Origin of the sequence: Pantoea sp. BL1 (assembly GCF_000963985.1) — a bacterium.
Taxonomy (GTDB): domain Bacteria; phylum Pseudomonadota; class Gammaproteobacteria; order Enterobacterales; family Enterobacteriaceae; genus Pantoea; species Pantoea rwandensis_B.
This window is the reverse complement of sequence record NZ_JZRH01000010.1, coordinates 93,428-117,926: the sequence shown is the minus strand read 5'-3', so window position 1 is coordinate 117,926 and position 24,499 is coordinate 93,428. Positions and strand designations below refer to the sequence as shown.

General features: G+C 55.1%; 25 protein-coding genes and 1 other annotated feature. Of the genes, 9 read left to right on the top strand and 16 right to left on the bottom strand.

The features are described from left to right. Positions 1-23: 23 nt before the first annotated feature. From VH86_RS06540 to hisL, 11 genes are all read right to left on the bottom strand, one after another. Positions 24-500, bottom strand: a complete 477-nt coding sequence (locus VH86_RS06540) for a YbaK/prolyl-tRNA synthetase associated domain-containing protein (protein WP_082082828.1) — start codon at positions 498-500, stop codon at positions 24-26. Further along, entirely contained in the window at positions 487-810 is a 324-nt protein-coding gene (locus VH86_RS06535; protein WP_045832303.1) for a helix-turn-helix domain-containing protein, read from the bottom strand. The genes VH86_RS06540 and VH86_RS06535 overlap by 14 nt, the downstream gene beginning before the upstream one ends. Before the next feature lie 190 nt (positions 811-1,000). Then, entirely contained in the window at positions 1,001-1,612 is a 612-nt protein-coding gene (gene hisIE, locus VH86_RS06530) for a bifunctional phosphoribosyl-AMP cyclohydrolase/phosphoribosyl-ATP diphosphatase HisIE (protein WP_034824749.1), read from the bottom strand. Beyond that, on the bottom strand, positions 1,606-2,382 hold the full coding sequence (gene hisF / locus VH86_RS06525) for an imidazole glycerol phosphate synthase subunit HisF (protein WP_034824747.1): 777 nt from the start codon (positions 2,380-2,382) through the stop codon (positions 1,606-1,608). The genes hisIE and hisF overlap by 7 nt, the downstream gene beginning before the upstream one ends. Next, positions 2,364-3,101 carry a 1-(5-phosphoribosyl)-5-[(5-phosphoribosylamino)methylideneamino]imidazole-4-carboxamide isomerase gene (gene hisA, locus VH86_RS06520; RefSeq protein ID WP_045832302.1) on the bottom strand — a complete coding sequence of 246 codons (738 nt, stop codon included), beginning with the start codon at positions 3,099-3,101 and terminating at the stop codon, positions 2,364-2,366. Before hisA ends, hisF begins: the two co-directional genes overlap by 19 nt. Next, positions 3,101-3,691, bottom strand: a complete 591-nt coding sequence (hisH, locus tag VH86_RS06515; RefSeq protein ID WP_034824743.1) for an imidazole glycerol phosphate synthase subunit HisH — start codon at positions 3,689-3,691, stop codon at positions 3,101-3,103. Before hisH ends, hisA begins: the two co-directional genes overlap by 1 nt. Further along, positions 3,691-4,758 (bottom strand): bifunctional histidinol-phosphatase/imidazoleglycerol-phosphate dehydratase HisB, encoded by a 1,068-nt coding sequence (gene hisB / locus VH86_RS06510; protein WP_045832301.1) that lies wholly within the window; start codon positions 4,756-4,758, stop codon positions 3,691-3,693. Before hisB ends, hisH begins: the two co-directional genes overlap by 1 nt. Then, positions 4,755-5,825, bottom strand: coding sequence for a histidinol-phosphate transaminase (gene hisC, locus VH86_RS06505; RefSeq protein ID WP_045832300.1), 1,071 nt, complete (start codon positions 5,823-5,825; stop codon positions 4,755-4,757). The genes hisB and hisC overlap by 4 nt, the downstream gene beginning before the upstream one ends. Next, positions 5,822-7,129, bottom strand: a complete 1,308-nt coding sequence (hisD, locus tag VH86_RS06500) for a histidinol dehydrogenase (protein ID WP_045832299.1) — start codon at positions 7,127-7,129, stop codon at positions 5,822-5,824. Before hisD ends, hisC begins: the two co-directional genes overlap by 4 nt. A 4-nt stretch (positions 7,130-7,133) precedes the next feature. Next, entirely contained in the window at positions 7,134-8,033 is a 900-nt protein-coding gene (hisG, locus tag VH86_RS06495) for an ATP phosphoribosyltransferase (protein ID WP_034824735.1), read from the bottom strand. 54 nt (positions 8,034-8,087) lie between these two features. Next, positions 8,088-8,209 (bottom strand) — a sequence feature (His leader region). Then, positions 8,185-8,232 carry a his operon leader peptide gene (hisL, locus tag VH86_RS25690; protein WP_100396937.1) on the bottom strand — a complete coding sequence of 16 codons (48 nt, stop codon included), beginning with the start codon at positions 8,230-8,232 and terminating at the stop codon, positions 8,185-8,187. It overlaps the preceding feature by 25 nt. A 180-nt stretch (positions 8,233-8,412) precedes the next feature. On the opposite strand from hisL, the gene VH86_RS06490 reads away from it, so the two are divergent. Beyond that, entirely contained in the window at positions 8,413-9,240 is an 828-nt protein-coding gene (locus VH86_RS06490; protein WP_045832298.1) for an SDR family oxidoreductase, read from the top strand. 106 nt (positions 9,241-9,346) lie between these two features. Here the strand turns inward: VH86_RS06490 and VH86_RS06485 are convergent, their stop codons facing one another. Genes VH86_RS06485 through puuD form a run of 3 tightly spaced genes read right to left on the bottom strand, consistent with a single transcriptional unit; the run spans position 9,347 to position 11,967 of the window. Beyond that, a complete protein-coding gene (locus tag VH86_RS06485; RefSeq protein ID WP_045832297.1) occupies positions 9,347-10,624 on the bottom strand; it encodes an FAD-binding oxidoreductase in 1,278 nt (425 codons plus the stop codon). 24 nt (positions 10,625-10,648) lie between these two features. Then, complete coding sequence (gene puuR / locus VH86_RS06480) at positions 10,649-11,206, bottom strand: HTH-type transcriptional regulator PuuR (protein WP_034824711.1); 558 nt, start codon at positions 11,204-11,206, stop codon at positions 10,649-10,651. Beyond that, the gene (puuD, locus tag VH86_RS06475) at positions 11,203-11,967 is read right to left on the bottom strand and encodes a gamma-glutamyl-gamma-aminobutyrate hydrolase (protein ID WP_045832296.1); all 765 of its coding nucleotides are present in this window, start codon (positions 11,965-11,967) and stop codon (positions 11,203-11,205) included. The genes puuR and puuD overlap by 4 nt, the downstream gene beginning before the upstream one ends. Before the next feature lie 213 nt (positions 11,968-12,180). On the opposite strand from puuD, the gene VH86_RS06470 reads away from it, so the two are divergent. Together VH86_RS06470 and VH86_RS06465 are read left to right on the top strand one after the other, a co-directional pair. Further along, positions 12,181-13,596: a glutamine synthetase family protein gene (locus VH86_RS06470; RefSeq protein ID WP_045832295.1), complete on the top strand. Its 1,416-nt coding sequence runs from the start codon at positions 12,181-12,183 to the stop codon at positions 13,594-13,596. Positions 13,597-13,954: 358 nt separating this feature from the next. Beyond that, on the top strand, positions 13,955-15,310 hold the full coding sequence (locus VH86_RS06465; protein ID WP_038646033.1) for an APC family permease: 1,356 nt from the start codon (positions 13,955-13,957) through the stop codon (positions 15,308-15,310). Positions 15,311-15,401: 91 nt separating this feature from the next. Here the strand turns inward: VH86_RS06465 and ygbI are convergent, their stop codons facing one another. Then, on the bottom strand, positions 15,402-16,163 hold the full coding sequence (gene ygbI, locus VH86_RS06460) for a DNA-binding transcriptional repressor YgbI (protein ID WP_045832294.1): 762 nt from the start codon (positions 16,161-16,163) through the stop codon (positions 15,402-15,404). Positions 16,164-16,422: 259 nt separating this feature from the next. On the opposite strand from ygbI, the gene ltnD reads away from it, so the two are divergent. From ltnD to VH86_RS06435, 5 genes are all read left to right on the top strand, one after another. Beyond that, positions 16,423-17,331 (top strand): L-threonate dehydrogenase, encoded by a 909-nt coding sequence (ltnD, locus tag VH86_RS06455; RefSeq protein WP_072050585.1) that lies wholly within the window; start codon positions 16,423-16,425, stop codon positions 17,329-17,331. Positions 17,332-17,333: 2 nt separating this feature from the next. After that, on the top strand, positions 17,334-18,593 hold the full coding sequence (gene otnK / locus VH86_RS06450; protein ID WP_045832293.1) for a 3-oxo-tetronate kinase: 1,260 nt from the start codon (positions 17,334-17,336) through the stop codon (positions 18,591-18,593). Beyond that, a complete protein-coding gene (locus VH86_RS06445) occupies positions 18,590-19,216 on the top strand; it encodes an aldolase (RefSeq protein ID WP_038646045.1) in 627 nt (208 codons plus the stop codon). Before otnK ends, VH86_RS06445 begins: the two co-directional genes overlap by 4 nt. After that, on the top strand, positions 19,216-19,995 hold the full coding sequence (locus VH86_RS06440) for an HPr family phosphocarrier protein (RefSeq protein ID WP_045832292.1): 780 nt from the start codon (positions 19,216-19,218) through the stop codon (positions 19,993-19,995). Before VH86_RS06445 ends, VH86_RS06440 begins: the two co-directional genes overlap by 1 nt. A 117-nt stretch (positions 19,996-20,112) precedes the next feature. Then, complete coding sequence (locus VH86_RS06435) at positions 20,113-21,465, top strand: GntP family transporter (RefSeq protein WP_045832291.1); 1,353 nt, start codon at positions 20,113-20,115, stop codon at positions 21,463-21,465. A gap of 172 nt (positions 21,466-21,637) precedes the next feature. Here the strand turns inward: VH86_RS06435 and sbcB are convergent, their stop codons facing one another. Then, positions 21,638-23,059, bottom strand: a complete 1,422-nt coding sequence (gene sbcB / locus VH86_RS06430; RefSeq protein ID WP_045832290.1) for an exodeoxyribonuclease I — start codon at positions 23,057-23,059, stop codon at positions 21,638-21,640. Positions 23,060-23,259: 200 nt separating this feature from the next. On the opposite strand from sbcB, the gene dacD reads away from it, so the two are divergent. Then, a complete protein-coding gene (gene dacD / locus VH86_RS06425; protein WP_197079587.1) occupies positions 23,260-24,426 on the top strand; it encodes a serine-type D-Ala-D-Ala carboxypeptidase DacD in 1,167 nt (388 codons plus the stop codon). Positions 24,427-24,499: the final 73 nt, after the last annotated feature.

The following is a 24,499-nucleotide window of genomic DNA, read 5'->3' as shown; positions in this document are numbered from 1 at the left end:
CCGATCACTGCTGGTTATGGCAATTAACAGATTATTTTCACAATGTTACCACTATGCAGTGCACAATAATCGTCCACCTTCAGCACCACGGATTTCTCAAGCAGGCCCGCGTTGAAGGCAATCTCTTCGTAACGTTCAAACATCAAAGGGTCCACCACCAACTTCAGATCGGGGTGAAAACTGAAGGGCGGAATCGCACCGAACACACAGCCCGTTAACGCGTCCACTTCTGCTGGAGAAGCCAAAGAAGCGCGACGTCCTCCTACCGCTTCAGCCACTTTGCTCAGGTCTGCTTGTTGGTCAGCGGGCAATATCGCCAGCACGTGTTGTTTGATGCCGTTACCTTTCACATGGCACACCAGCGCCTTAGCACCTTGTCCAACTTCTGTACCACGGATCGCAGCTACGGCTTCACACTTACCCGTTGCTTCATGCTCCATCAGACGATAGTGGGCGTGGTGCTGGTCGAGCAGGGCGATCAGTTTTTCATGGGTGGTCATTCGGCTCTCCATGTTGAGTGAGATTGGTGAGCAGTTCCTGCATCATATGTGTCTGACGTGGCAGTAAACCCAACCTTAATCCAAGTGGTTTAAATACGCGATTCAATGTCGTCAGCGTAATGCTTTCTTTATCCTGCTCAACGTCAGATAGCGTGCGACGACTAATACCCGCCAAGCTGGCATAGCGTTCCTGTGAAAACCCCAGTAATTCTTTTCGAATCTTACGAAGCAATTTTCCATGAGTTGAGTTGTTCTTGATTGCCTCTTCCAAAAGATCCAGGAAGACTGCTTCGCGTTCAAATGGACTCATTAGGGGGTTCCAATTAATCAACTAAGGATAGGATGATGAAAAAGAACAAGGCTGCATTGGTTTCTTAAATGCAAATACTGCAAATGAGCAGTATGTTGCTCATTCCGATGAGATGGAAATCAATAATGAGAAACATACTGCTCAAAATCCGCCTTTGAAGCCAATTTTGAGCAGCTTATTGCACAATCCGTTATTTATGACGCGCACGCAGATTATTAATGATGGTGCTCAAATCCAGCTCTTGATCCTGCAGCAGCACCATCAGGTGATACAGTAAGTCAGAGGCTTCATTGGTCAGCTCATGGCGGTCATTCACTGTGGCAGCCAGTGCGGTTTCCACGCCTTCTTCACCCACTTTCTGCGCGATACGCTTGGTGCCGCTGGCATACAGTTTCGCGGTGTAAGAACTCTCAGGATCGGCGCTCTTACGTGAAGCCAGCAGCTGCTCCAGCTGATACAGGAACGCCCAATCTGGCGCAGCCGGTGAGAAGCAGCTTGATGTTCCGAGGTGGCAAGTTGGCCCAATCGGGTTTGCCAGCACCAGCAGGGTGTCGTTATCACAATCCGGCGTGATGCTCGCGACCTGCAGGAAGTGACCGGAGGTTTCCCCTTTGGTCCACAAGCGGTTTTTGGTGCGAGAGAAGAAAGTGACGTTGCCTTCCGCCAGCGTCTTTTGCAGCGCTTCCTCATTCATATAACCATGCATCAGCACTTCGCCAGAAACGTTATGCTGGACGATGACGGGCATCATGCCCGCGGTTTTGGCCCAATCCAGTTTGGCCAGTTGTTCTGCAGTTAACACGCGCGAATCTCCACACCGTTGTCGATCAGGAAGTTTTTCAACTCGCCAATATTGATAATTTGTTTGTGAAACACTGAAGCGGCCAGCGCACCGTCGACGTTTGCCTGTTCAAAGGCTTCGAGAAAGTGCGGCATGGTGCCTGCTCCACCAGAAGCGATGAGGGGCACTTTACACACGTCACGGACTTTCTTCAGCTGCACCAGGTCGTAGCCATTACGTACACCATCCTGGTTCATCATGTTCAGCACGATTTCGCCCGCGCCCAGCTTCTGCACTTCCTGCACCCAATCCAGGGTTTCCCAGGTGGTGACACGGGTACGTGACTCATCGCCGGTATACTGGTTGACGTGATATTTGCCAGTGGCTTCATCAAACCAGGTATCAATACCCACCACGATGCACTGCACACCAAAGCGATCCGCCAGACGCGTGATTAGCGTCGGGTCAGCCAGCGCCGGGGAGTTGATGGAGATCTTATCCGCGCCGAACTGCAGAATGCGCGCGGCATCCTCCTCACTCTTGATACCGCCCGCCACGCAGAACGGAATATCAATCACTTCTGCGACGCGAGATACCCAGCTTTTATCCACTACGCGGCCATCGGAAGAGGCGGTGATATCATAGAACACCAGCTCGTCAGCGCCTTCCTGCGCATAGCGCTGCGCCAGAGGCACGATATCGCCAATAATTTCGTGGTTGCGGAACTGCACGCCTTTCACCACTTGTCCGTCACGGACATCGAGACAAGGAATTATCCGTTTTGCCAGCATGCAATCGCCTCCGCTACGGTGAATTTATCTTCCAGTAAAGCACGACCGACAATCACGCCCTGTGCGCCACTGCCACGTAAGGCAGCGATGTCATCCAGCGATCCAATGCCGCCGGAACTCTGAAACGCGATGTCGGGGAAGGCATCAGACACTTCTTGATACAGCGCCACGTTGGAACCACTTAAGGTGCCATCGCGGGAGATATCGGTGCACAGCACGTGCTTCAGGCCAACCGGCTGATACCAGCCAATCACCTCTTCCAGTGTTACGCCAGCCGCTTCCTGCCAGCCACTGATCGCCACTTCTTTACGATTATTGGCGTCAATGCGCACATCCAGCGCCAGCACGATGGCATCGGCGCCGAACTCGTTGAACCAGCTTTTCACTTCTTCTGGCTGTTTCACGGCCGTGGAGCCCACCACCACGCGGGTCGCGCCAGCCGCCAGCAAGGCTGCAACGTCTTGACGATTGCGGATGCCGCCGCCGACCTGCACCGGTACATTCACGCCGCGCAGCAGGGTAGTCAGCAGAGGGATCTGGCGTTTAGCCGGATCTTTGGCGCCAGTGAGATCCACCAGGTGCAGCACTTCCGCGCCCTGACGTTCGTAATCCTGCAGGCGCGGCAGCGGATCGCTACCGTAGTCGCGCTGCTGGCCGTAGTCACCCTGATGCAAACGCACCACTTTGCCGTCGATTAAATCTAATGCCGGGATAATCATCACATCTCCAGGAAGTTTTTCAGCAACTGCGCGCCTGCTTTGCCAGAACGCTCCGGGTGGAACTGCACGCCGAAGAAATTATCTTTCTGCAACGCAGCGGTGAACGGATGGCCGTAATCGCACTGGGCGATGGTGGCGGCGTTCACCGGCATGGCGTAGCTGTGCACAAAGTAGAAGTAGCTGCCGTCCGGGATATTACGGAACAGGTGGTTGCCAGCTTGCGAAGTGATCTGGTTCCAGCCCATGTGCGGCAAGGGCAAACCCTGGGTATCCATCAGCGAAACGGGTTCATCCACCAGACCCAGCGTGGTCACGCCGCCATTCTCATCGCTCCCGCGCCCCAGCAACTGCATACCAAGACAAATGCCGAGCACCGGTTGGGTACAGGCTTTGATCAGATCGATCAGGTCACGCTCCTGCAACTGGTTCATGGCGGCTTGGGCGGTGCCCACGCCCGGCAGCAACAGCTTATCGGCGCGCAGCACCACATCCGGATCGCGGCTCACCTCGGGCGTATAGCCGAGGCGCTCAATTGCCCACTTCACCGATGACAGGTTGGCGCACCCGGTATCGAGAATCACCACATTCATCACAGCACTCCTTTCGAACTCGGCAGGGTGTTGCCTTCTACGCGAATTGCCTGGCGCAAGGTGCGGCCAAAGGCTTTGAACAGGCTTTCCACACGATGATGGTCGTTCTTGCCTTTGGTCTTCAGGTGCAGGGTGCTCATCATGGCGTAGGATAGGGAGCTGAAGAAGTGCTCAACCATCTCGGTGCTGAGATCGCCGACACGCTGGTAGCTGAACTCGGCTTTAAATTCGATGTGCGGACGACCAGAGATATCCAGTGCGCAGCGCGCCAGGCACTCGTCCATCGGCAGCACGAAGCCGAAACGGCCGATGCCTCGCTTGTCGCCCAGCGCTTTCAGCAGTGCTTCACCCAGCGCCAGACCGGTATCTTCTACGGTGTGGTGATCGTCAATATAGAGATCGCCTTTCACGTCGATGTTCATGCGGAAGCCGCCGTGTACGGCAATCTGATCCAGCATGTGGTCAAAGAAGCCGACACCGGTGTTGATCTTGCTGCCGCCTTCGCGGTCCAGCCACACTTCCACCTTGATCTGTGTCTCTTTGGTGTTGCGTTGCACCAGCGCATGGCGGTCACGTTTGGTCAGGCGTGCCTGGATCGCGTCCCAGTCAATACCTTCCGCACCGTAACGCAGGCCCTGAATGCCCATGTTCTCAGCCAGCTGGATATCGGTCAGGCGATCGCCAATCACGTAGCTGTTTGCGGTATCCAATGCGCCTTGTGCCAGCCAGGCTTCCACCATTTTGGTTTTCGGCTTGCGGCAATCACAGTTATCTTCTGGCTTATGCGGGCAGATCAGGATGTCGCTGAAGTTCACACCCTGTGAAGTTAGGATCTGCATCATCAGGTTATGTGGGCCATCAAAATCAGCCTGTGGGAAGCTGTCGGTGCCCAGACCATCCTGATTGGTGATCATCACCAGCTGATAGCCGGCATTTTGCAGGGCCAGCAGCGCAGGGATGGCGTTCTTTTCAAACGCCAGCTTCTCCATGCGATCTACCTGAAAATCCGTTGGCGGCTCAGAGATAATGGTACCGTCGCGGTCGATAAAAAGGGTCTTCTGACTCATGCTTGCTCCACTGATAAGGCTTGCAGCGCGGCGATCAGGCGCTCGCACTCTTCACGGGTGCCGATGGAGATGCGCAGGCATCCCGCAAGGCCGGGGTTTTTGTTTTGGTCGCGCAGAATAATGCCTTGATCCCACAACGTTTTAAACACTTTTGGCGAATCAGTGAAACGCGCCAGAATATAGTTGGTTTCGCTTGGGAACACCTGCTGCACCACGCTCAACTGTGGCAACTGCTCAAACAGCCAGGCGCGATTGGCGTTGAGTTCCGCCACGTGCTGACGCATCAGTGCAATGCCTTCTTCGCTCAGCGCCTGTCCCGCCACATCAGCAACCGGGGTCGCCAGCGGGTAAGGAGCGATCACTTTCATCAACAGATCGATCACTGGCTTGTTGGCCAGCGTAAAGCCACAGCGCAGGCCAGCCAGCGCAAAGGCTTTTGACAGCGTGCGCAGGATCACCAAATGTGGATATTCTTTCAACCAACCCGCGAGAGTCGCTTCCGGGCAGAACTCGATATAGGCTTCATCGGCGACCAGCAGTGCTTTACCGGCGGTCATCTCCAGCAGTTTGCGGATATCATCTTGATTGATCAGGTTGCCGGTCGGATTGTTCGGGCTGCACATGTAGACCACTTTCACGCCGTCTAACTGGTCCGCAATCGCCGGCAGGTTCAGCTGCCAGTCATCCAGCGCTGCCACGGTGCGATACTCAATGCCGATGGTTTCTGCGCTGACGCTGTACATGCCATAAGTCGGCGGACAGAACAGAATCGCATCCTTGCCCGGCTCACAGAAGGCACGCATTAACAGCTCAATGCCTTCATCAGCGCCACGGCTGACAATCACTTGCTCCGGCGATAAACCGGCATAAGCCGCATAGCGCTCAATCACCATCTTCGGCTGGCATTCCGGATAGCGGTTCAGCGTTTGCTGTGACAGCTCAAAGGGCACCGGAAGCGGAAATTCGTTGGCATTCAGCCACACATCACCGTTACCCCCCAAACGACGCGCAGATTGATACGGCGTCAACGCGCGCACATTGGCGCGGGCTAAATCTTCAATGCTCATGCTTGCTCCTTCAGCGCGGCAACACGCAGGGTAACGGCGTTCTTATGGGCTTCCAGCTGCTCAGCAGCGGCTAAGGTTTCGATGGTGGCCGCCAGATTGAGGAAGCCTTGCGGCGTCAGCTCTTGCACCGTCATACGCTTCTGGAAATCGGCTAATCCCAGGCTGGAACAGGTTGCGGTATAACCGTAAGTCGGCAGCACATGGTTGGTGCCGGAAGCGTAATCACCTGCCGATTCCGGTGACCAGTCGCCCAGGAACACGGAACCCGCACTGGTGATCGTATCCACCAGATCGCGTGGCTGGCGCGTCTGAATAATCAGGTGCTCAGGACCGTACAGGTTGGAGATCTCCACACACTGAGCCAGATCGCGCAGCACGATCAGACGGCTACTCTCCAGCGCCTGACGCGCCGTGGCAGCACGTGGCAACTGCGCGAGCTGTTCTTCCACCGCCTGCGCCACGCCTTCTGCCAGTTTCAGCGAAGGGGTCAGCAAGATGACCTGAGAATCCGGGCCGTGTTCTGCTTGTGATAGCAGATCAGAAGCAACAAATGCCGGTGTGGCACCTTCATCAGCAATCACCAAAACCTCTGACGGGCCAGCAGGCATATCAATCGCGGCACCATCCAAGCGCTGGCTCACCTGGCGTTTAGCTTCAGTGACGTAGGCGTTGCCTGGGCCAAAGATCTTGTCGACTTTCGGCACGGTTTCAGTGCCGAAGGCCAGCGCAGCAATCGCTTGTGCGCCACCAACCTGAAACACTTCTTTCACGCCGCACAGTTGCGCGGCATAGAGAATTTCGTCGGCAATCGGCGGGGGAGAACAGAGCACCACACGACCACAACCGGCGATACGTGCTGGGGTTGCCAGCATCAAAACCGTGGAGAACAGCGGGGCAGATCCGCCAGGAATATACAACCCAACCGATTGCACCGGACGGGTGATCTGCTGGCAGCGCACGCCAGGCTGCGTCTCGATATCCACCGCGGGCAGAATCTGCGCGTTATGGAAAGTTTCGATATTACCGACAGCCACTGCCATCGCCTGCTTCAGCGTATCGCTCAAGCGATCGCTGGCGGCTTGCATCTCTTCTGGCGTGACGCGCAGGTTTTCCACCTGCGCTTTGTCAAAGCGCGCACTGAACTCGCGCAGCGCATCATCGCCTTGTTCTTTTACTTGCGTCAGCACATCGCGCACGATTTCGCTGATGCTCGCCGAAGCAGAAATTGCCGGGCGCATCAGCAGCGCTTGCTGCTGTTGTTCATCACACTGTTGCCAGTCAATCGGGGTCATGATTGTGCTCATGCTGTTACTCCAACATTTTTTCAATTGGCAGTACCAGGATGGAGCTGGCACCCAGCGCTTTCAGTTTTTCCATGGTTTCCCAGAACAGGGTTTCACTGCTCACCATGTGCATCGCCACGCGGCTTACTTCGCCTGCCAGCGGCAATACGGTTGGGCGCTCGGCACCTGGCAGCAGGGCGATCACTTCTTCCAGGCGCTCGCTTGGCGCGTGCAGCATGATGTACTTGGATTCACGTGCTTTGATAACGCCCTGAATGCGCGTCATCATTTTGTCGATCAGTTCTTGTTTCGCCGCTGGCAGTTCGCCATCGCGCTGAATCAGTACCGCTTTAGAACGATAAATGACTTCCACTTCGCGCAGGCCGTTGGCTTCGAGGGTGGCACCGGTCGATACCAGGTCGCAAATGGCATCGGCCAGACCCGCACGTGGCGCGACTTCCACCGAACCGTTCAGCAGGCAAGACTTAAAGGAAACGCCTTGCTTATCGAGATATTTCTTCAGCAGGTGCGGATAAGAGGTGGCAATACGTGAGTTCTGCAGGCACTGCGGGCCGGTGTATTCTGCATCTACGGGCATCGCCAAAGACAGGCGGCAGCCGCCGAAATCGAGACGGCGCAGGGTGAAGTAGCGTGGATCTTCGCCCTGTGCACGGCGGTCCAGCAGCTCTTCTTCCAGCACGTTCTCACCGACGATACCGAGATCCACCACGCCATCCATCACCAGGCCAGGGATATCGTCATCACGCACACGCAGGATATCGATAGGCATGTTCTCCGCAAACGCAATCAGACGCTGCTGCTGAAGGTTAATTTTGATACCGCAGCGGGCCAGCAGTTCGCGTGATTCATCACTTAAACGGCCAGATTTCTGCATAGCTATGCGAATACGGGTGTTATCTAACATGTTTCCTATCCTCTTATTCAATCCTGTCTGAACTCAGTTGGGTTGCGTTCGCCCATAAAAAAACCCCCGGAAGATGATCTTCCGGGGGCTCTCTTTGCGTTCGCACCACTGGAAGATCCTAATCGTCTCCCAGCACACATCGCCTGAAAGACTAGTCAGGATGATGGTGATGATGGTGGTTGAACTGAACGCGTGTCATAGTAAATTCCGTTGCTGAATGAGTATTCATTTGCGTGCTGATTAACCTAACGAAGATGACGGCGCTTGGCAACCCTTTTTTAACGTCAGTTCTCGGAACCTTCCGCAACAGTTTGCGCTGGTTTGCCATAATCGCTGGGACTAAGATGAAGTGTCTTAGCGCTGTAAAGCAGGAGTCGGTATGAAAAAAGTCGCGATTGTAGGTCTGGGATGGCTGGGTATGCCGCTGGCGATGGCGCTGACGGCGCGCGGCTGGCAGGTAACCGGCAGCAAAACCTCCCCCGATGGTGTGGATGCTGCGCGCCGCTGCGGTATTGAGGCATTTCAACTGGTGCTAACACCCGAGATTGAATGTGAAGCGGATGAGTTGGCCACGCTGATGGCGGTGGACGCGCTGGTGGTGACATTGCCTGCCAGCCGCACGGTGCAGGGCGGAGAAGATTACATGCAAGCCGTGCAGAACGTGGTCGATACGGCATTAGCGCATAAAGTACCGCGCATCATTTTTACCAGCTCGTCGTCGGTGTATGGCACCGGTTCGGGCGTCATGAAAGAGAGCAGTGCGTTGCAGCCAGAAAGTGTGGCGGGCAAGACGCTGGTAGAACTGGAAAACTGGTTGCATGATCTGCCCGGTACCAGCGTGGATATTGTACGACTGGCGGGTCTCGTCGGGCCAAACCGTCATCCGGGGCGCTTCCTCGCCGGGAAGATTGGACTGGAGAATGGTGGCCATGCAGTTAATCTGGTGCATCTGGATGATGTTGTGGATGCCATTGTACTGCTGCTGCAAACGCCGAAGGGTGGACGCGTGTATAACTTGTGTGCCTCAAAGCATCCAGCGCGTGATGATTTCTATCCGTTTGTCTCGAAGCAGTTAGGGCTGGTGGCACCAACGTTTGTTGCCGAGCCGGAGCGAGAGGCGGGGAAAGTGGTGGATGGGTCGAAGATCTGTAATGAGCTGGGGTTTGAGTACAGCTACGATGACCCGATGAAAATGCCGCTGGAGTGAGGTTAGCGTTCGAGTGCCGACTTTTGCACTTTTTCCGTAGCGGCGAGGTTTATCACGCGTTGTGCAAAACCCACGCAATAAACTTTGCCGCTACAATACGTTACGGCTAAACCCCCAACCGATCCCGTAACGCGTACCACGCCGCACCCATCGCCGTCAGTGGCACTTTAAACCGCCTGCCGCCGGGAAACGGTAAATGCGGTAATTTGGCAAACGCATCAAATCTTTCTGCATGTCCGCGCAGCACCTCGGCAATCAGCCTTCCCGACAAATGGGTACAGGTCACGCCATGTCCACTATCCCCCTGCATAAAGAACGCATTCTTCTCGATCTGTCCAAACTGCGGCATACGTGACAGCGTCAGCAGGAAGTTGCCGCTCCAGCGGTGGCTGAATTTCACTTCCTTCAGCTGCGGGAAAGTGCGTAACAGCTTGGGTCGAATCAGCGCTTCAATATCATCCGGCTCGCGTGCGCCATACACCACGCCGCCGCCGTACAGCAGGCGGTTATCGGCGGTGAGGCGGAAGTAATCCAGCAGGTAATTACAATCTTCGACACAGTGATTGTTCGGCAATAAACCCAATGCCTGATCGCGGCTTAATGGCTCAGTGGTGAGGATTTGCGAGCCACACGGCATGCTTTTACGACTCAGGCGCGGTTCAAGTTGTGAGGGGAGATAAGCATTACCGGCAAAAATCACAAAGGTGGCAGTGACTTCGCCTTTAGCGGTCTTTACGCGATGCGGCTCGCCATACTTCACTTCCAGCGCAGCAGATTGTTCATAGATACGTCCACCGTGCCGGCGAATTGCTTCCGCTTCACCCAGCGCCAGATTAAGCGGATGCAGATGACCGCCGCGCTTATCCAGTAAGCCGCCGACGTAACGATCGGTCGCCACTTCGCGACGAATCGCGCGCTCATCCAGCAGCTCTAAATGATGGTTGCCATAGCGCTCCCAGTTGGCTTTTTGGCTGCGCAAGTGGCCCATCTGGCGCTGATTCAACGCCGCAAAAATGCCGCCTGGGCGGTAATCGCAGGCGATGGCGTAACGGTCAATGCGATCGCGAATAATCTCCGCGCCCTCAAACATCATATTGCCCAGCATCTTCGCCACGTCTTTGCCGTAGCGCTGTTCGATCACGTCCACGTCGCGGCTGTAAGAATTCACCACCTGGCCGCCGTTACGACCGCTGGCTCCGAAACCAATCCTGGCCGCTTCGAGTAGCACCACGTCATAACCGGCTTCGGTCAGAAACAGTGCCGAGGAGAGGCCGGTAAATCCGCCGCCAATAATACAGACATCACACTGCACCGATTCCTGCAGTTCGGGCCACGGCTCATGCGCATTAGCCGTTGCTGCGTAATAACTTCCCACATGTTGCATCACATCCTCCTTTAGCGCGTGAACTCAGAAATTCGCTGGGGTGTGCGCACTGACGATGCGACACGGCAGCTCAGACGTATTGGTAAAACTGTGCGGCAAACCGGTATCGATCACATAACTCTCGCCACAATAAAGGTGATAACTCTGACCATTGACCACTAGCGTGATTTCCCCTTCCAGCACCGTGCCGGTCTCCTCGCCAGGGTGACGCAGTTTCTCTCCGGTACTGGAACCCGGTTCGTAGCGTTCAATCAGCATCGCCAGCGCACGTTTTTCAGCACCGTTCTCCACCAGACGCAACGACACGCCGAGGCTGCCGATCTCCACGCACTCTTCCGGACGGACAATAACGCGCGGCGTGCTGTTCACCTTGGGTTCCGAGAAAAATTCTGACAACGACAAGCCGTACACCTTCAGCAGTTTCTGCAGGGTACTCAGCGCTGGGCTGACTTTGTCCTGCTCAATGGTGCTGATGGCACTGTGAGTGAGTCCTGACAACTCAGCGACGCGACGCTGAGACAATCCCATCTCCTGCCGGATTTGCGATAAACGTCGTCCGGGCGCCAGAGTGGCATCATTCATGGCCGTTTTTCCTTGTGATAACAGACAGCAGCGTGGATAAAAGCCGCAAACAGGCGTTGCGAAACCGGGTCTTGATCAGAGTGCCACTCCGGATGCCACTGCACCGCAAGTGCAAACGGGTGCTGACGCAAACTCACCGCTTCAATCAGCCCGTCAGGCGCACGCGCTTCAATACGCAGCTGCGGGCCGGGTTCGCGGATGCCTTGTCCATGCAGAGAGTTCACGGCAAAGGATTGCGCGCTGCCCAGCACCTGGCTCAATAGACCTTCCGCTTCAGGCTGCACTTCATGCACCGGCGCGTATTGCTGTTCGAGCGGCAGCGCATCATCCTCACGATGTTCCTGAAACAGGTGCGTCATGTGCAGCTGGCGATGCAGGGAACCCCCGTTGGCCACCACCAACTCCTGCAAGCCCCGACAAATACCCAATATCGGCATTTTTTTACCGATTGCATGGGTGATTAGACCAAATGCGAGGCGATCGCGTGCCGGATCGGCATGTTCCTCTTTACCCTCTTCACCGTAGTGCCAGGGCTCAATATTGCTCGGGCTGCCGGTGAGTAAAATGCCGTCCAGCAGCGTCATACTGTTTTCTAATAGATAAGGGGCGTGCATCAGTTGGTGGGGCAAAGGCAAGGGAACACCACCGGCAAGCACGATGGCATCGAGATACTTATTGTGAACTGTCTGTCCGAGATGGCTGCCGATGTGGTTCTGACACATCACTACGCCAATCAAGGGTTTGTCAAAAATAATGCCCATAACGTCTCCGCGTTGCTGTTCAATATTTTCACCGTTTTTGCGCGTCCGGCCTAAAAAGTGTGCAATATATTGTCAATCTAGCAACCGGTTGTTCGTTCTTCCAACAGAATTGTTACATTTGCACACTTTTTGCGTTAGCGCTATGTTAGAAGAGTGGCTGTTATTTTGAGCATTGCGCGAACCAATACTAGACGGTAAAGGGCGGGTGGGAACATGACGAACCTCGTAGAAGTAGAAGACTTCACGCGGCACAGTGAAGAGAAACGAACAAGCGCGTTCCAGCTGGAGGTCAAAACCTGGCTGGAACGCCATCCTGAAACGCAGTATGTCGATATTCTTCTGAATGATTTAAATGGGGTATTTCGCGGAAAGCGCATTCCCATCGCTGCATTGGCAAAACTGGAAAAAGGGTGTTACTTCCCGGCCTCGGTTTTCGCCATGGATATCCTCGGTAATACCGTCGAAGAAGCCGGACTCGGACAGTCCCTGGGTGAACCCGACAACCTCTGCATCCCGGTTCCCGGAACCTTAATTCCCTCTGCCGCCGATCCTGAACGCATTGCGCAACTGCTGCTCACGATGTGTAACCAAGATGGCACTCCCTTTGACGTTGAACCCCGCAATGTCCTCAACCGCTTGTGGCAGCAACTGCGCAATCGAGGGCTATTCCCGGTGGTAGCGGTAGAGCTGGAGTTCTATCTGGTGGATAAAAAGCGCGATGCGGAAGGCTATATCCAGCCACCCTGTGCGCCGGGCAGTGATGAAAGGAATATGCAGAGTCAGGTTTATTCAGTCGATAATCTCGACCATTTCGCTGATGTTCTGCGTGATATCGACGATATTGCAAAACAGCAGGGCATTCCTGCTGATGGCGCGCTGGCGGAAGCTTCGCCGGGCCAGTTTGAGATCAATCTGCATCACACTCGTGATGTATTAAAAGCCTGCGATCATGCCATTTTGCTCAAACGTCTGGTGCGCCAGGTGGCGGAAAATCACGGCATGACGGCGACCTTTATGGCCAAGCCCTATGAAGAGTATGCGGGGAGTGGCATGCATGTGCACATCAGCATGCTGGACGCCGCCGATCACAACGCTTTCTCTCTCGATGACGGCAGCGATTCGCCGCTGTTAAAACGCGCGTTAGCAGGGATGATCGATTTAATGCCCGCTTCAATGGCGCTGCTGGCACCGAACGTGAACGCTTATCGCCGCTTCCTGCCTGAGGCTTACGTGCCCTTGCAGGCTTCATGGGGACACAACAATCGCACCGTTGCTTTACGTATTCCCTGTGGCGATGTGGATAACCACCGCGTGGAGTATCGCGTAGCCGGTGCGGATGCAAATCCTTACCTGGTAGTGTCAACAATTCTTGCCGGTATTTTGCACGGTCTGGATAATCAACTGCCCTTACCGCATGCGGTGCAGGGCAATGGTCATGAGGCGGAAGGGCTGCCATTACCGGTCCGCCAGAGTGATGCGCTGTATGAATTTGAAAATAGCTATCCGCTGCAAAAACTGCTGGGCGAGCATTTCAGCGGGGTGTGGCACTGCTGCAAACAGAACGAGTTAATGCAGTTTGAACGCCTTATCACCGCCACGGAAATTGACTGGATGCTGAAGAACGCCTGACCCGCAGAAGAATTTCGCTAACGTCTTGTGCCGATGGCATAAGTTGGGGCAGAATACGTCCCCTGCAAAATTCGAAACATAACCGACGCTTATACCGTCGGTTATTTTTTTGCAGATTGCAGTACACACACAAATTACCGAGGCCGGACACGCATCCGGATAGATAGATACTGACAACACGCTTGGGCGTGAGATTTGAGGAAAACAAAGATGGGGCTGTTTACAATTGCACCAGCGCAAGCTGGTTCTCGCTTTCGTGATGATTACGGCGCGGCGACAATCGCAAACACTAATATCACTTCTCACTGCAGCACGTTGCGCAGTATCCCGCAGATCACCTCTGTTGGGGGCCTGAACAATGTCGCTTAACACCTCCGCACCACAGCGTGCACACCTGAAAAAATCCCTGACTCTGATCCCGGTTGTCATGATGGGCCTGGCGTATATGCAGCCAATGACCCTGTTTGATACTTTCGGTATCGTCTCTGGATTGACCGACGGCCACGTCGCCACCGCTTATGCTTTCGCGCTGATCGCGATACTGTTTACTGCCGTGAGCTACGGCAAGCTGGTACGCCGCTTCCCATCTGCGGGCTCCGCTTACACCTATGCTCAGAAGGCTATCAGTCCGCACGTCGGCTTTATGGTGGGTTGGTCATCACTGCTGGACTATTTGTTCATGCCGATGATCAACATCCTGCTGGCGAAAAGCTACTTTGAGACGCTGGTGCCGGGCATTCCATCGTGGATTTTCGTGGTGTTGCTGGTGGCCTTTATGACCATCTCTAACCTCCGTGGTATCAAAACCGTTGCCAACTTCAACAGCGTGATCGTCGTGCTGCAAGTGGTCGTGATGGTGGTGATTACCGGTATGGTGGTTTACGGTGTGGCGCACGGTGTTGGCGCAGGAACCCTGACCAGCAGCAAGCCTTTCTGGTCTGAGAATGCTCACGTAGTGCCGATGATTACCGGTGCGACAATTCTGTGCTTCTCGTTCCTCGGCTTTGATGGCATCAGTTCGCTGTCAGAAGAGACCAAAGATGCAGAACGTACCATCCCGCGCGCGATTTTCCTGACCGCGCTGATCGGTGGTGTGATCTTTATCGGTGTGTCTTATTTCCTGCAGTTGTACTTCCCGGACATCTCGCGTTTCCAGAATCCGGACTCTTCACAGCCTGAAATCATGCTGTTTGTCGCGGGTAAAGCGTTGCAGATTGGCATCCTGATTTTCTCTGTGGTCACCGTGCTGGCGTCTGGTATGGCCGCACACGCAGGCGTTTCTCGTCTGATGTACGTGATGGGCCGTGATGGCGTGTTCCCGCAGCGTTTCTTTGGCTTCGTGCATCCGAAATACCGCACGCCGTCACTGAACGTGCTGTTGGTCGGCGCTGTGGCACTGCTGGCGATTAACTTCGACCTGGTCACGGCGACTGCACTGATTAACTTCGGTGCGCTGGTGGCATTCACCTTCGTCAACCTGTCAGTGATTGCGCAGTTCTGGATCCGTGAAAAGCGTAACAAGACGCTGAAAGATCACCTCAACTATCTGGTGTTGCCAGTGATGGGTGCTTTAACAGTGGGCGCGTTATGGATCAACCTGGAAGAGACCTCGATGGTACTCGGCCTGGTGTGGGCAGCGGTCGGTATTATTTACCTGGCGTTTGTTACTCGCACCTTCCGCAATCCGGTTCCGCAGTTCAGCGAAGAAGTGTAATTTTCGCTGCGCAATGCGTAGCGGATAAAGACTTCATGTTGTATGCAAAAGGTCGCCATATTGGCGACCTTTTGCTTTTATCCCGGCACATTCAACCCGCCAGCACCAACTCCCAACTCCCCGCACTCAGCGTTTCACGTCCCGCTTTACTTAATTCTGAATCGGTCACCAGGGTATCAAAGCGCTCCAGCGGCAACGCCAGATGCGTGGCAATCTTGTTGTATTTCGAACTGTCGCTCAGCAGCACGCGTTTACTGCTGACATCGCTGGCCGCCAGTTTGACTGGCACCTTATCTTCATCCGGTGTAAACAAGCCGCGTGGCCCCCAGCAGGAGGCAGAAATAAACGCGATATCAATCGCCAGCATGCGCAGACTTCTCGCCGCCGCTTCGCCCACGCTGGAGCGATTCTCACGGCATACGGTGCCGCCAGTGTGAATCAGTTTGCAGCCGCTGCTCTCCATCAATAAACGGGCGATCACGAAATCATTGGTGACCACCAGCAAATCGTCGCGCTCGACTAACTCACGGGCCAGCGCCAGCGTCGTGGTGCCTGCATCGAGATAAATGCAGCTGTTACGTGGGATGTGGCGCGCGGCAAACTGACCAATAGCCATCTTTTCACTGCTGTACATGCTGGTTTTCACCAGATGTGACGGCTCGGCCGCCAGACGATCGGCCGAGCGCACGCCGCCCGATACCGACAGCACGGCACCTTGCTCTTCCAGCTTCTGCACATCGCGACGAATGGTCATGTGCGAAACGCCCAAGCGCTCGGTCAGCTCGGCAATGCTCACCACGCCGCGTTCGGCAACCAGCGCTAAAATTTGTTGATGACGTTCTACCGGAATCACATCGATCTCCCTGAATTACCAATTTTTCACATTGTAAGGCATCGATTCACAGCCTGCAGCACAAATTATCCCAGAGAAATGTTAGCAAATACCCCGCCATACTGGGCGTTTCCGTGGGGATGCTGGGGTGTGAATCGATGTTATGCGTTGTGCGTGTAAGTTAATTTTTGTGATTTACCGCACGTTTCTCCGCCAGTAACTGCGGCAGAATTAACACCATTGAACAAAATATCACTTAAATTAACAACGGAGGTGTGCTGTGTCAGCAACCGTGAATAACATTGGCGTCATTGGTTTGGGTTCCATGGGCATGGGCGCAGCGCAGTCCTGTATTCGCGCTGGATTGAACACCTGGGGCGTTGATTTAAATCCGCAGGCGCTGGAAACCCTGCGTCAGGCGGGTGCGCGCGATGCACAGACTTCCGCTGCCAGCTTTGCCGCAGAGTTAGATGCCGTGCTGCTGTTGGTGGTCAACGCTGCGCAGGTCAAAGCGATTCTGTTTGGCGAAACCGGTCTGGCGGCACAACTCAAGCCGGGTACTGTGGTGATGGTCTCTTCCACCATTTCTTCACAGGATGCCCAGGCGATTGAACAGCAGCTGGCGCAACATCAACTGCTCATGTTGGATGCGCCGGTCTCAGGCGGCGCAGCAAAAGCGGCGGTCGGCGAGATGACCGTGATGGCGTCCGGCAGCGATGAAGCCTTTGCCCTGCTGAAGCCGGTACTGGATGCGGTTGCCGCCAAAGTGTATCGCGTGGGCAGCGAAATTGGCCTGGGATCAACGGTGAAAATTATTCACCAGCTGCTGGCGGGTGTTCATATTGCGGTAGGTGCTGAAGCAATGGCGCTGGCTGCGCGCGCAGGCATCCCACTCGACACCATGTACGACGTGGTCACCAACGCAGCGGGCAACTCGTGGATGTTTGAGAACCGCATGCGTCATGTGGTGGACGGTGACTACTCACCAAAATCTGCCGTCGATATCTTTGTGAAAGATCTCAACCTGGTGGCAGATACGGCAAAATCGTTACATTTCCCGCTGCCGCTGGCTTCCACCGCACTCAACATGTTTACCGAAGCGAGTAATGCAGGCCACGGCCGCGAAGACGACAGCGCAGTCATCAAGATTTTCAGCGGCATCACGCTGCCAGCGTCAAAGGAGAAGTAACCATGCGTTTAGGCGTGATTGCAGACGACTTTACCGGTGCAACGGACATTGCCAGCTTCCTGGTGCAAAACGGTTTGCCCACGATTCAGTTCAACGGCGTGCCGCAAAGTCATGACGATGTGAGCGCGCAGGCGATTGTCATTAGCCTGAAGTCACGCTCTTGCCCGGCGCAGCAGGCGATTGATCAGTCACTGGCGGCGCTCGCCTGGCTGCAACAGCAAGGCTGCGATCGATTCTATTTCAAATACTGCTCGACCTTCGACAGCACCGAACACGGCAATATCGGCCCGGTGACCGATGCACTGCTGGCCGCACTGGTGCAAACGCAGACGGTGATCTCCCCAGCGCTGCCAGTGAATGGGCGCACGGTGTATCAGGGCTATCTGTTTGTTGCCGACCAGCTGCTGTCTGAATCGGGCATGCGTCATCATCCGGTGACACCAATGACCGATAGCAATCTGGTGCGTCTGATGACACGCCAGGCGAAAGGGCAGGCGGCGGTGATCAATGCTGCACAGCTCGATAAAGGCGCGGCCGCGGTGCGTGAACAGCTGAATGTGCTGAAAGCGCAGGGCATCAACTATGTGGTGCTGGATGCACTCAACGAACAGCATCTGTTGACACAAGGTGAAGCCCTGAAAGAGACCGTACTGGTCACCGGCGGTTCGGGTCTGGCGATTGGTATCGCACGCGCCTGGGCCACCCAACAGCAAAACAGCGATGCCGAGCAAGCGGGTCGTCCACAAGGCGATCGTGCAGTGGTGATTTCTGGCTCTTGCTCGCAGATGACCAATCGTCAGGTTCAGGCCTATCGCCAGCAAGCGCCATCGCACGAGGTGTTGGTTGAGCGCTGCCTCGACGATGCGCAAGGTTACGCGCAGGAACTGTGTGATTGGGTGGCAGCGAATAACGAGCAGCCTTTGGCACCACTGCTGTTTGCCACCGCGGATGCACAGCAATTGCAGGCAATCCAGCAGCAATATGGCGCAGCACGCAGCAGCGAAGCGGTTGAGCACTTGTTTGCCGCCGTCACCCGTGAGCTGAAATCACGCGGCTGGCAGCGCTTTATCGTCGCCGGGGGCGAAACCTCTGGCGTGGTGGCACAGAGCCTGGGCGTAACGGCGTTCCATATCGGCCCGATGATTTCCCCTGGGGTGCCGTGGGTGCGCGACATCCAGCAGCCGCTGTCGCTGGCCCTGAAGTCGGGCAACTTTGGTGACGAACAATTCTTTGCCCGCGCACAAACGGAGTTTTCAGCATGACCGAACAACAAGCACGCGAAGAGATGGTGCAACTGGGCGCGTCCTTCTTCCAGCGCGGATACGCCACCGGTTCAGCCGGCAATCTTTCACTGTTGCTGGAAGATGGCAATCTGCTGGCGACCCCCACCGGCTCTTGCCTTGGCGAATTGCAGGCCGACCGCCTGTCAAAAGTGACGATGCAGGGCGAGTGGATTTCCGGTGACAAGCCTTCTAAGGAAGTGGCGTTTCACCGCGCGCTTTATCTGAACAATCCCGCCTGCAAAGCGGTGGTGCACCTGCACAGTCACTATCTGACCGCGCTTTCGTGCCTCAACGATCTCGACAGCGAAAACTGCATTCGCCCGTTCACGCCCTATGTGGTGATGCGCGTGGGCGATGTGCCCGTGGTGCCGTATTACAAACCGGGTGACGATCGCCTGGCCGAAGATCTTGCGCAGCTCGCGCCACGTTACAACGCTTTTCTGCTGGCCAATCACGGTCCAGTGGTGGTCGGAAAATCGTTGCGAGAAGCGGCCAATAACACTGAAGAATTGGAAGAGACCGCGCGTCTAATGTTCACGCTCGGCGACCGCTCAATTCGCTATCTTACCGATAGCGAAGTGGCGGAATTGAGGAATTACTGATGCCTAAGTTTGCAGCCAATTTATCTACGCAGTTCGGCGAATTACCGTTTATTGAACGCTTTGCCGCAGCGGCTAACGCCGGTTTCCGTGCGGTGGAGTTCCTGTTCCCGTACGACTATCCGGCTGAGGTGATCAACGCTGAGCTGGAGAAACATCAACTGGAGCTGGTGCTGTTCAACACGGCTGCCGGGAACGTGCAGGCGGGTGAGTGGGGCGTGTCGGCAATTCCAGGACGTGAAGACGAGGCGCGTGCCGATATCGATCGTGCGCTGGAATATGCGCTGGCGCTCAACTGCCCACAGGTGCATGTGATGGCGGCAACGGTGCCTGAAGGTGCCGACCACGCCGCATACGAAGAGACCTTCGTGCGCAATATGCACTACGCCGCTGAGCGTTTTGCGCCACACGGTATTCGCCTGCTGCTGGAAGCGCTCAATCCGATGACGAAACCGAATTACCTCTACTCCAGCCAGTATCAAACGCTGGCGATGATGGAACGTATCAATCGTCCTAACGTGTTTACGCAGTTGGATCTGTTCCATGCGCAATTGGTAGACGGCAACCTCAGTCATCTGATTCACGAGTACGCCGGGCGTTATCGCCATATTCAGATCGCTTCTGCGCCGCATCGTCACGAACCAGACGAAGGCGAGATCAACTATCCGTACCTGTTTAGCCTGCTGGATGAAGTGGGCTACGACGGTTGGGTCGGCTGCGAATACTTCCCACGCGGTCGCACCGAAGCGGGCCTCGGCTGGTTCGCACCGTACGCGAAATAACTTTTTTGTACCGACCTGCACAGGGCCTTTACGCCCTGTGCGGGGAAAAATTGCCTGAAGCCGCCAATACCAGAGAAAGCTGTACCCAAAATATACTAATATAATTAGAGGTTTATCATGTCTACCGCGTTACTGCTCGCTATTGCGACAGCCAGCATTGTGATATTGCTGCTGCTGGTGATAAAAGCCAAAGTCCATCCGTTTGTTGCTTTACTGATTGTCAGTCTGATCGTCGCCATCAGTACCGGGATTCCGGCTGATAAGATCATGGAAACCATCTTTAGCGGCATGGGCAACCTGCTGGGTCATATCACCATTATCATCGTGTTGGGGGCGATGCTCGGCGCAGTGATTGAAGCCTCGGGCGGTGCCGAATCACTGGCGCAGCGCTTCAGTAAGTCGCTGGGTATCAAACGCACCGTCGCAGCCCTGACCATGGCGGCATTCATCCTGGGTATTCCGGTATTCTTTGAAGTCGGCTTTATCATTGTGATCCCGCTGATTTACGGCTTTACCAAAGTGGCGCGCGTCTCACCGCTGAAATTCGGTTTGCCGATGGCGGGCGTGATGTTGACCGTGCACGTAGCGTTGCCGACACACCCAGGCGCAGCCGCCGCAGCCGGTATTCTGCATACCGACATGGGCTGGTTAATGATGCTCGGCATCCTGATTTCAATCCCGGTGGGTATCGTCGGTTACTATGTGGCAAAAGCGATGAACCTGCGTCAATACCACCTCTCAGTGGATGTACTTGAGCAGTTGCAGCTGGCAAAACCTGAAGGCACGCCAAAAAGCGAAGTGCCACCACCGGGTGCGATGACCATTGCGGGTCTGATTGTCGTGCCGATTGTGCTGATCGTATTGGGTACGCTGGCGCACACCATGCTGGCGGAAGGCAGCATTTTGCGTGATGTGATGACGGTGATTGGCAATCCACCGATTGCGTTGCTGATTGCGCTGGCACTGGCGGCATGGCTGCTGGGCGTGCGTCGCGGCTGGAGTAAAGAGAAGCTGGAAGACTTAACTGGACGCGCGATTCCCAGTTCAGCCAGCGTGATTCTGGTGGCCGGTGCGGGCGGTGCATTCGGTAAAGTGCTGGTGGAATCCGGTGTGGGTAAAGCCCTGGCGGTGACGCTGGAAACCCTGCATCTGCCTCTGGTGCCCGCTGCTTTTATCTTGTCACTGGCACTGCGTGCGTCTCAGGGTTCTGCCACGGTGGCGATTTTGACCACCAGCGGCTTGTTGAGCCAGGCGGTGGGCGATGTGACCGATATGCAGCGCGTGCTGGTCACACTGGCGGCGTGCTTCGGTGGCCTGGGCTTGTCCCACGTTAACGATGCCGGTTTCTGGGTGGTAACGCGTTATCTGGGGCTGTCAGTCGCCGATGGCCTTAAGACCTGGACCGTACTCACCACATTGATGGGGTTAAGTGGTTTTGCGCTGACCTGGCTGGTGTGGGGGATGATTTAAGGTTTAAAACGGTCGCCATTGAGGCGACCCTAAAGAGGCTACTGGTATGGCGCACATTAAAGTGCGCCTGCATCTGAAATGCATTTCAAACGATCATCAACCTGGTACACATTTATGCCCACCAGGTTGCGATATGCCGCGATTCAAATGACAGGATCACGCGCGTGAGCGATTAAGACATCAACTCCTGCGCATACAAATACAACGCTTTCAGCTGCGCCATCTTCTCCGCATTATCCTCATGCAAGCTCGCTAATGACTCCAGCTCTAACAGGAACGCCTGCACACGCTCGGCATTCAGTGCTTCACGGCGATGCTGCAACCATCGCTGCTGCTCGTGATCATCCAGCGTGCCGGGGAAGTTACGCGCACGATAGCGGAACAGCAGTTTCGCAATACGTTTATCGTCGAAGGTCAAATCCAGCGCCGGTAGATTCTGCGGCGGCGTCTGACGCACAATGTTCATTGCCGCGCGATCCGCATCGCTAAAGAAGCCGTCATACAGTTGCGCATCGACATCATCGGAAGGTTTGAACGGCTCCGCTTCAGCAAACAGCGTCACTGCTTTCTCGCGCACTTCGGCATGCTGACGCAGCAGCGCCAGGTTCGCCAGACAGCGCTCACGATCAATATTCAGGCGTGCAGCATCTTCAGGACGTAAGGTATTCGCCGGGGCTAACACCGGGCATTTATTAATGTGCACCAGCTTAATCGGCACTGCTACTCGATCACCCAACTCACTCTGTTTGGTGTACAACCGCTCGCGCAGTTCATCCGCATCCAGTTCCAGCAGCGGCGACATATCGCCCGCCAGATCCACCACAATCAGCGCATTACGATTATCCGGATGCCATGCCAGCGGAACGACCCAACTGGTGTTGCCACGTGCCGCACCGAACATGCCGGAGACGTGCACCAGCGGCTTCATCTGTGGAATATCAATCAGGTTCATCAGTTTCTGCTTGTTGCGATGGGTAAACAGAAACTCGAACAACTTCGGCTGCTTCTCTTTCACCAGTTTCGCCATCGCCAGCGTGGCATACACATCCGACATCGCATCGTGCGCCTGTTCGTGCGCCACGCCGTTGGCCTTGGTGAGATGTTCCAGTTTAAAGCTGGGGAAGCCGTCATCATTTTCCGGCCAGATAATGCCTTCCGGGCGCAGGGCATAACAGGCGCGCATCACATCCAGCAGATCCCAACGTGAATTGCCGTTCTGCCAGCTCCAGCCGTAAGGATCGAAGAAATTGCGATAGAAGATATTGCGCGTCACTTCATCATCGAAGCGCACGTTGTTGTAACCAATCACACAGGTTTGTGGCTCGGTAAACAGCCCATGAATTCGTTCAGCAAATGCCGTCTCTGTTACGCCGCGCGCTTTAGCGACCTGTGGCGTGATGCCGGTGATCATCACCGCTTCCGGCTGCGGCAGGTAGTCATCGGCGGGCTGGCAGTAAAACACCTGCGGTTCACCTACGGCGTTGAAATCTTTATCGGTACGCAGCCCGGCAAACTGCGCCGGACGGTCCAGTGAGGGACTTTTACCGAAGGTCTCGTAATCGTGGAACAAGAAGGTGAACTCAGAGGCGGGCACGGCAGTATCCTGGCAATAGAAAATCAACGCACAGAATAGTCGTGTGCAGCAGGCAGCACAACCTTGTTTACCGCTGCTGCGGGAAGGCGCACAGCATTTGTCCGCAGTTCATACTTTTTTTCAATTTATTCAACTATCCAGGCGCTAATTGCCGTAAAACGTGCGGCGGTAAATTCATTTTTTGATTTGAGGAAGAAGTGTTGAAAAGGCGTCTGCTGGTAACTGTATCTGGAATGATTGTTTGGGCATCACTGGCACACGCTGATGACAGCATGCCATTCCCAATGACACCTCCGCCGATCGATGCGGCTTCGTGGGTGTTAATGGACGCCACCACGGGCCAGATCCTCACTGCCGGCAATCCCGATGAAGAGCGTAACCCGGCCAGCCTCACCAAGCTGATGACCGGCTACGTGGTGGATCGCGCGGTTGATCAGAAAAAAATCACCCGTGATGATGTGGTCACTGTCGGTAAGGATGCCTGGGCTGCCGGTAATCCGGTGTTCAAAGGCTCCTCACTGATGTTCCTCAAGCCCGGCGACAAAGTGACGGTTCGCGATCTGATGCGTGGCGTAATCATCGACTCCGGCAACGACGCCTGTGTGGCGCTGGCGGATTATGTGGCGGGCAGTCAGGACAGCTTCGTCAATATGATGAACAACTATGTACAAAAGCTCGGTCTGACGCATACCCATTTTGAAACCGTGCACGGCCTGGATGCACCCGGCCAGCACACCACCGCGCGTGATTTGGCGGTGCTGTCGCGTGCCATCATCAATGGTGAGCAGGATTTCTACGCCATGTACGCGGAGAAAACCCTGAGCTGGAACGGGATTACGCAAAATAACCGTAACGGTTTGTTATGGGATCAAAACCTTCACGTTGATGGCATGAAAACAGGCCATACTGAAACGGCAGGTTTCAACATCATCGCGTCAAACATTGTTGGTCGTCATCGCCTGATTGCGGTGATCATGGGCGGTAAGAGCTCGAAAGGGCGTGAAGAGCAGGCGCGTAAATTGCTGGTGTGGGGCCAGAACAACTTCGATACCGTGCAACTGTTCCATGCAGGTAAGAAAATCGGCACCGAAAACGTCTGGTACGGCAATCCGCACAAAGTGGATGTCGGCACCACTCAGGATGTTTATCTGTCTCTGCCGCGCACCGAAGTTTCAAACGTCATGGCGAAATATGTGATTGAGCGTAAAGACCTGGAAGCACCGCTGAAAGCCGGTGAGCAGGTGGGTGAGATCCAGGTGATGGATAAAGATAAGCAGTTGGCGAGCTATCCGCTGTATGCCTTACAAGGTGTGGATAAAGCCGGCATCATCACGCGTATCAGTGACTACGTAAAACAGAAATTGTAATCCGCAGCGGATAGCTGAGTCACTCCCATGGCACAACAGCATGGGAGTAAAACAGTGAAGCTTTCTGCTGCTG

Bases quoted from the DNA above. Each gene is read 5' to 3' on its own strand.
- VH86_RS06540 (WP_082082828.1), bottom strand. From the start codon at position 500: ATGACCACCCATGAAAAACTGATCGCCCTGCTCGACCAGCACCACGCC.
- VH86_RS06535 (WP_045832303.1), bottom strand. From the start codon at position 810: ATGAGTCCATTTGAACGCGAAGCAGTCTTCCTGGATCTTTTGGAAGAG.
- hisF (WP_034824747.1), bottom strand. From the start codon at position 2,382: ATGCTGGCAAAACGGATAATTCCTTGTCTCGATGTCCGTGACGGACAA.
- hisA (WP_045832302.1), bottom strand. From the start codon at position 3,101: ATGATTATCCCGGCATTAGATTTAATCGACGGCAAAGTGGTGCGTTTG.
- hisH (WP_034824743.1), bottom strand. From the start codon at position 3,691: ATGAATGTGGTGATTCTCGATACCGGGTGCGCCAACCTGTCATCGGTG.
- hisB (WP_045832301.1), bottom strand. From the start codon at position 4,758: ATGAGTCAGAAGACCCTTTTTATCGACCGCGACGGTACCATTATCTCT.
- hisC (WP_045832300.1), bottom strand. From the start codon at position 5,825: ATGAGCATTGAAGATTTAGCCCGCGCCAATGTGCGCGCGTTGACGCCG.
- hisD (WP_045832299.1), bottom strand. From the start codon at position 7,129: ATGAGCACAATCATGACCCCGATTGACTGGCAACAGTGTGATGAACAA.
- hisG (WP_034824735.1), bottom strand. From the start codon at position 8,033: ATGTTAGATAACACCCGTATTCGCATAGCTATGCAGAAATCTGGCCGT.
- VH86_RS06490 (WP_045832298.1), top strand. From the start codon at position 8,413: ATGAAAAAAGTCGCGATTGTAGGTCTGGGATGGCTGGGTATGCCGCTG.
- VH86_RS06485 (WP_045832297.1), bottom strand. From the start codon at position 10,624: ATGCAACATGTGGGAAGTTATTACGCAGCAACGGCTAATGCGCATGAG.
- puuR (WP_034824711.1), bottom strand. From the start codon at position 11,206: ATGAATGATGCCACTCTGGCGCCCGGACGACGTTTATCGCAAATCCGG.
- puuD (WP_045832296.1), bottom strand. From the start codon at position 11,967: ATGGGCATTATTTTTGACAAACCCTTGATTGGCGTAGTGATGTGTCAG.
- VH86_RS06470 (WP_045832295.1), top strand. From the start codon at position 12,181: ATGACGAACCTCGTAGAAGTAGAAGACTTCACGCGGCACAGTGAAGAG.
- VH86_RS06465 (WP_038646033.1), top strand. From the start codon at position 13,955: ATGTCGCTTAACACCTCCGCACCACAGCGTGCACACCTGAAAAAATCC.
- otnK (WP_045832293.1), top strand. From the start codon at position 17,334: ATGCGTTTAGGCGTGATTGCAGACGACTTTACCGGTGCAACGGACATT.
- VH86_RS06445 (WP_038646045.1), top strand. From the start codon at position 18,590: ATGACCGAACAACAAGCACGCGAAGAGATGGTGCAACTGGGCGCGTCC.
- VH86_RS06440 (WP_045832292.1), top strand. From the start codon at position 19,216: ATGCCTAAGTTTGCAGCCAATTTATCTACGCAGTTCGGCGAATTACCG.
- VH86_RS06435 (WP_045832291.1), top strand. From the start codon at position 20,113: ATGTCTACCGCGTTACTGCTCGCTATTGCGACAGCCAGCATTGTGATA.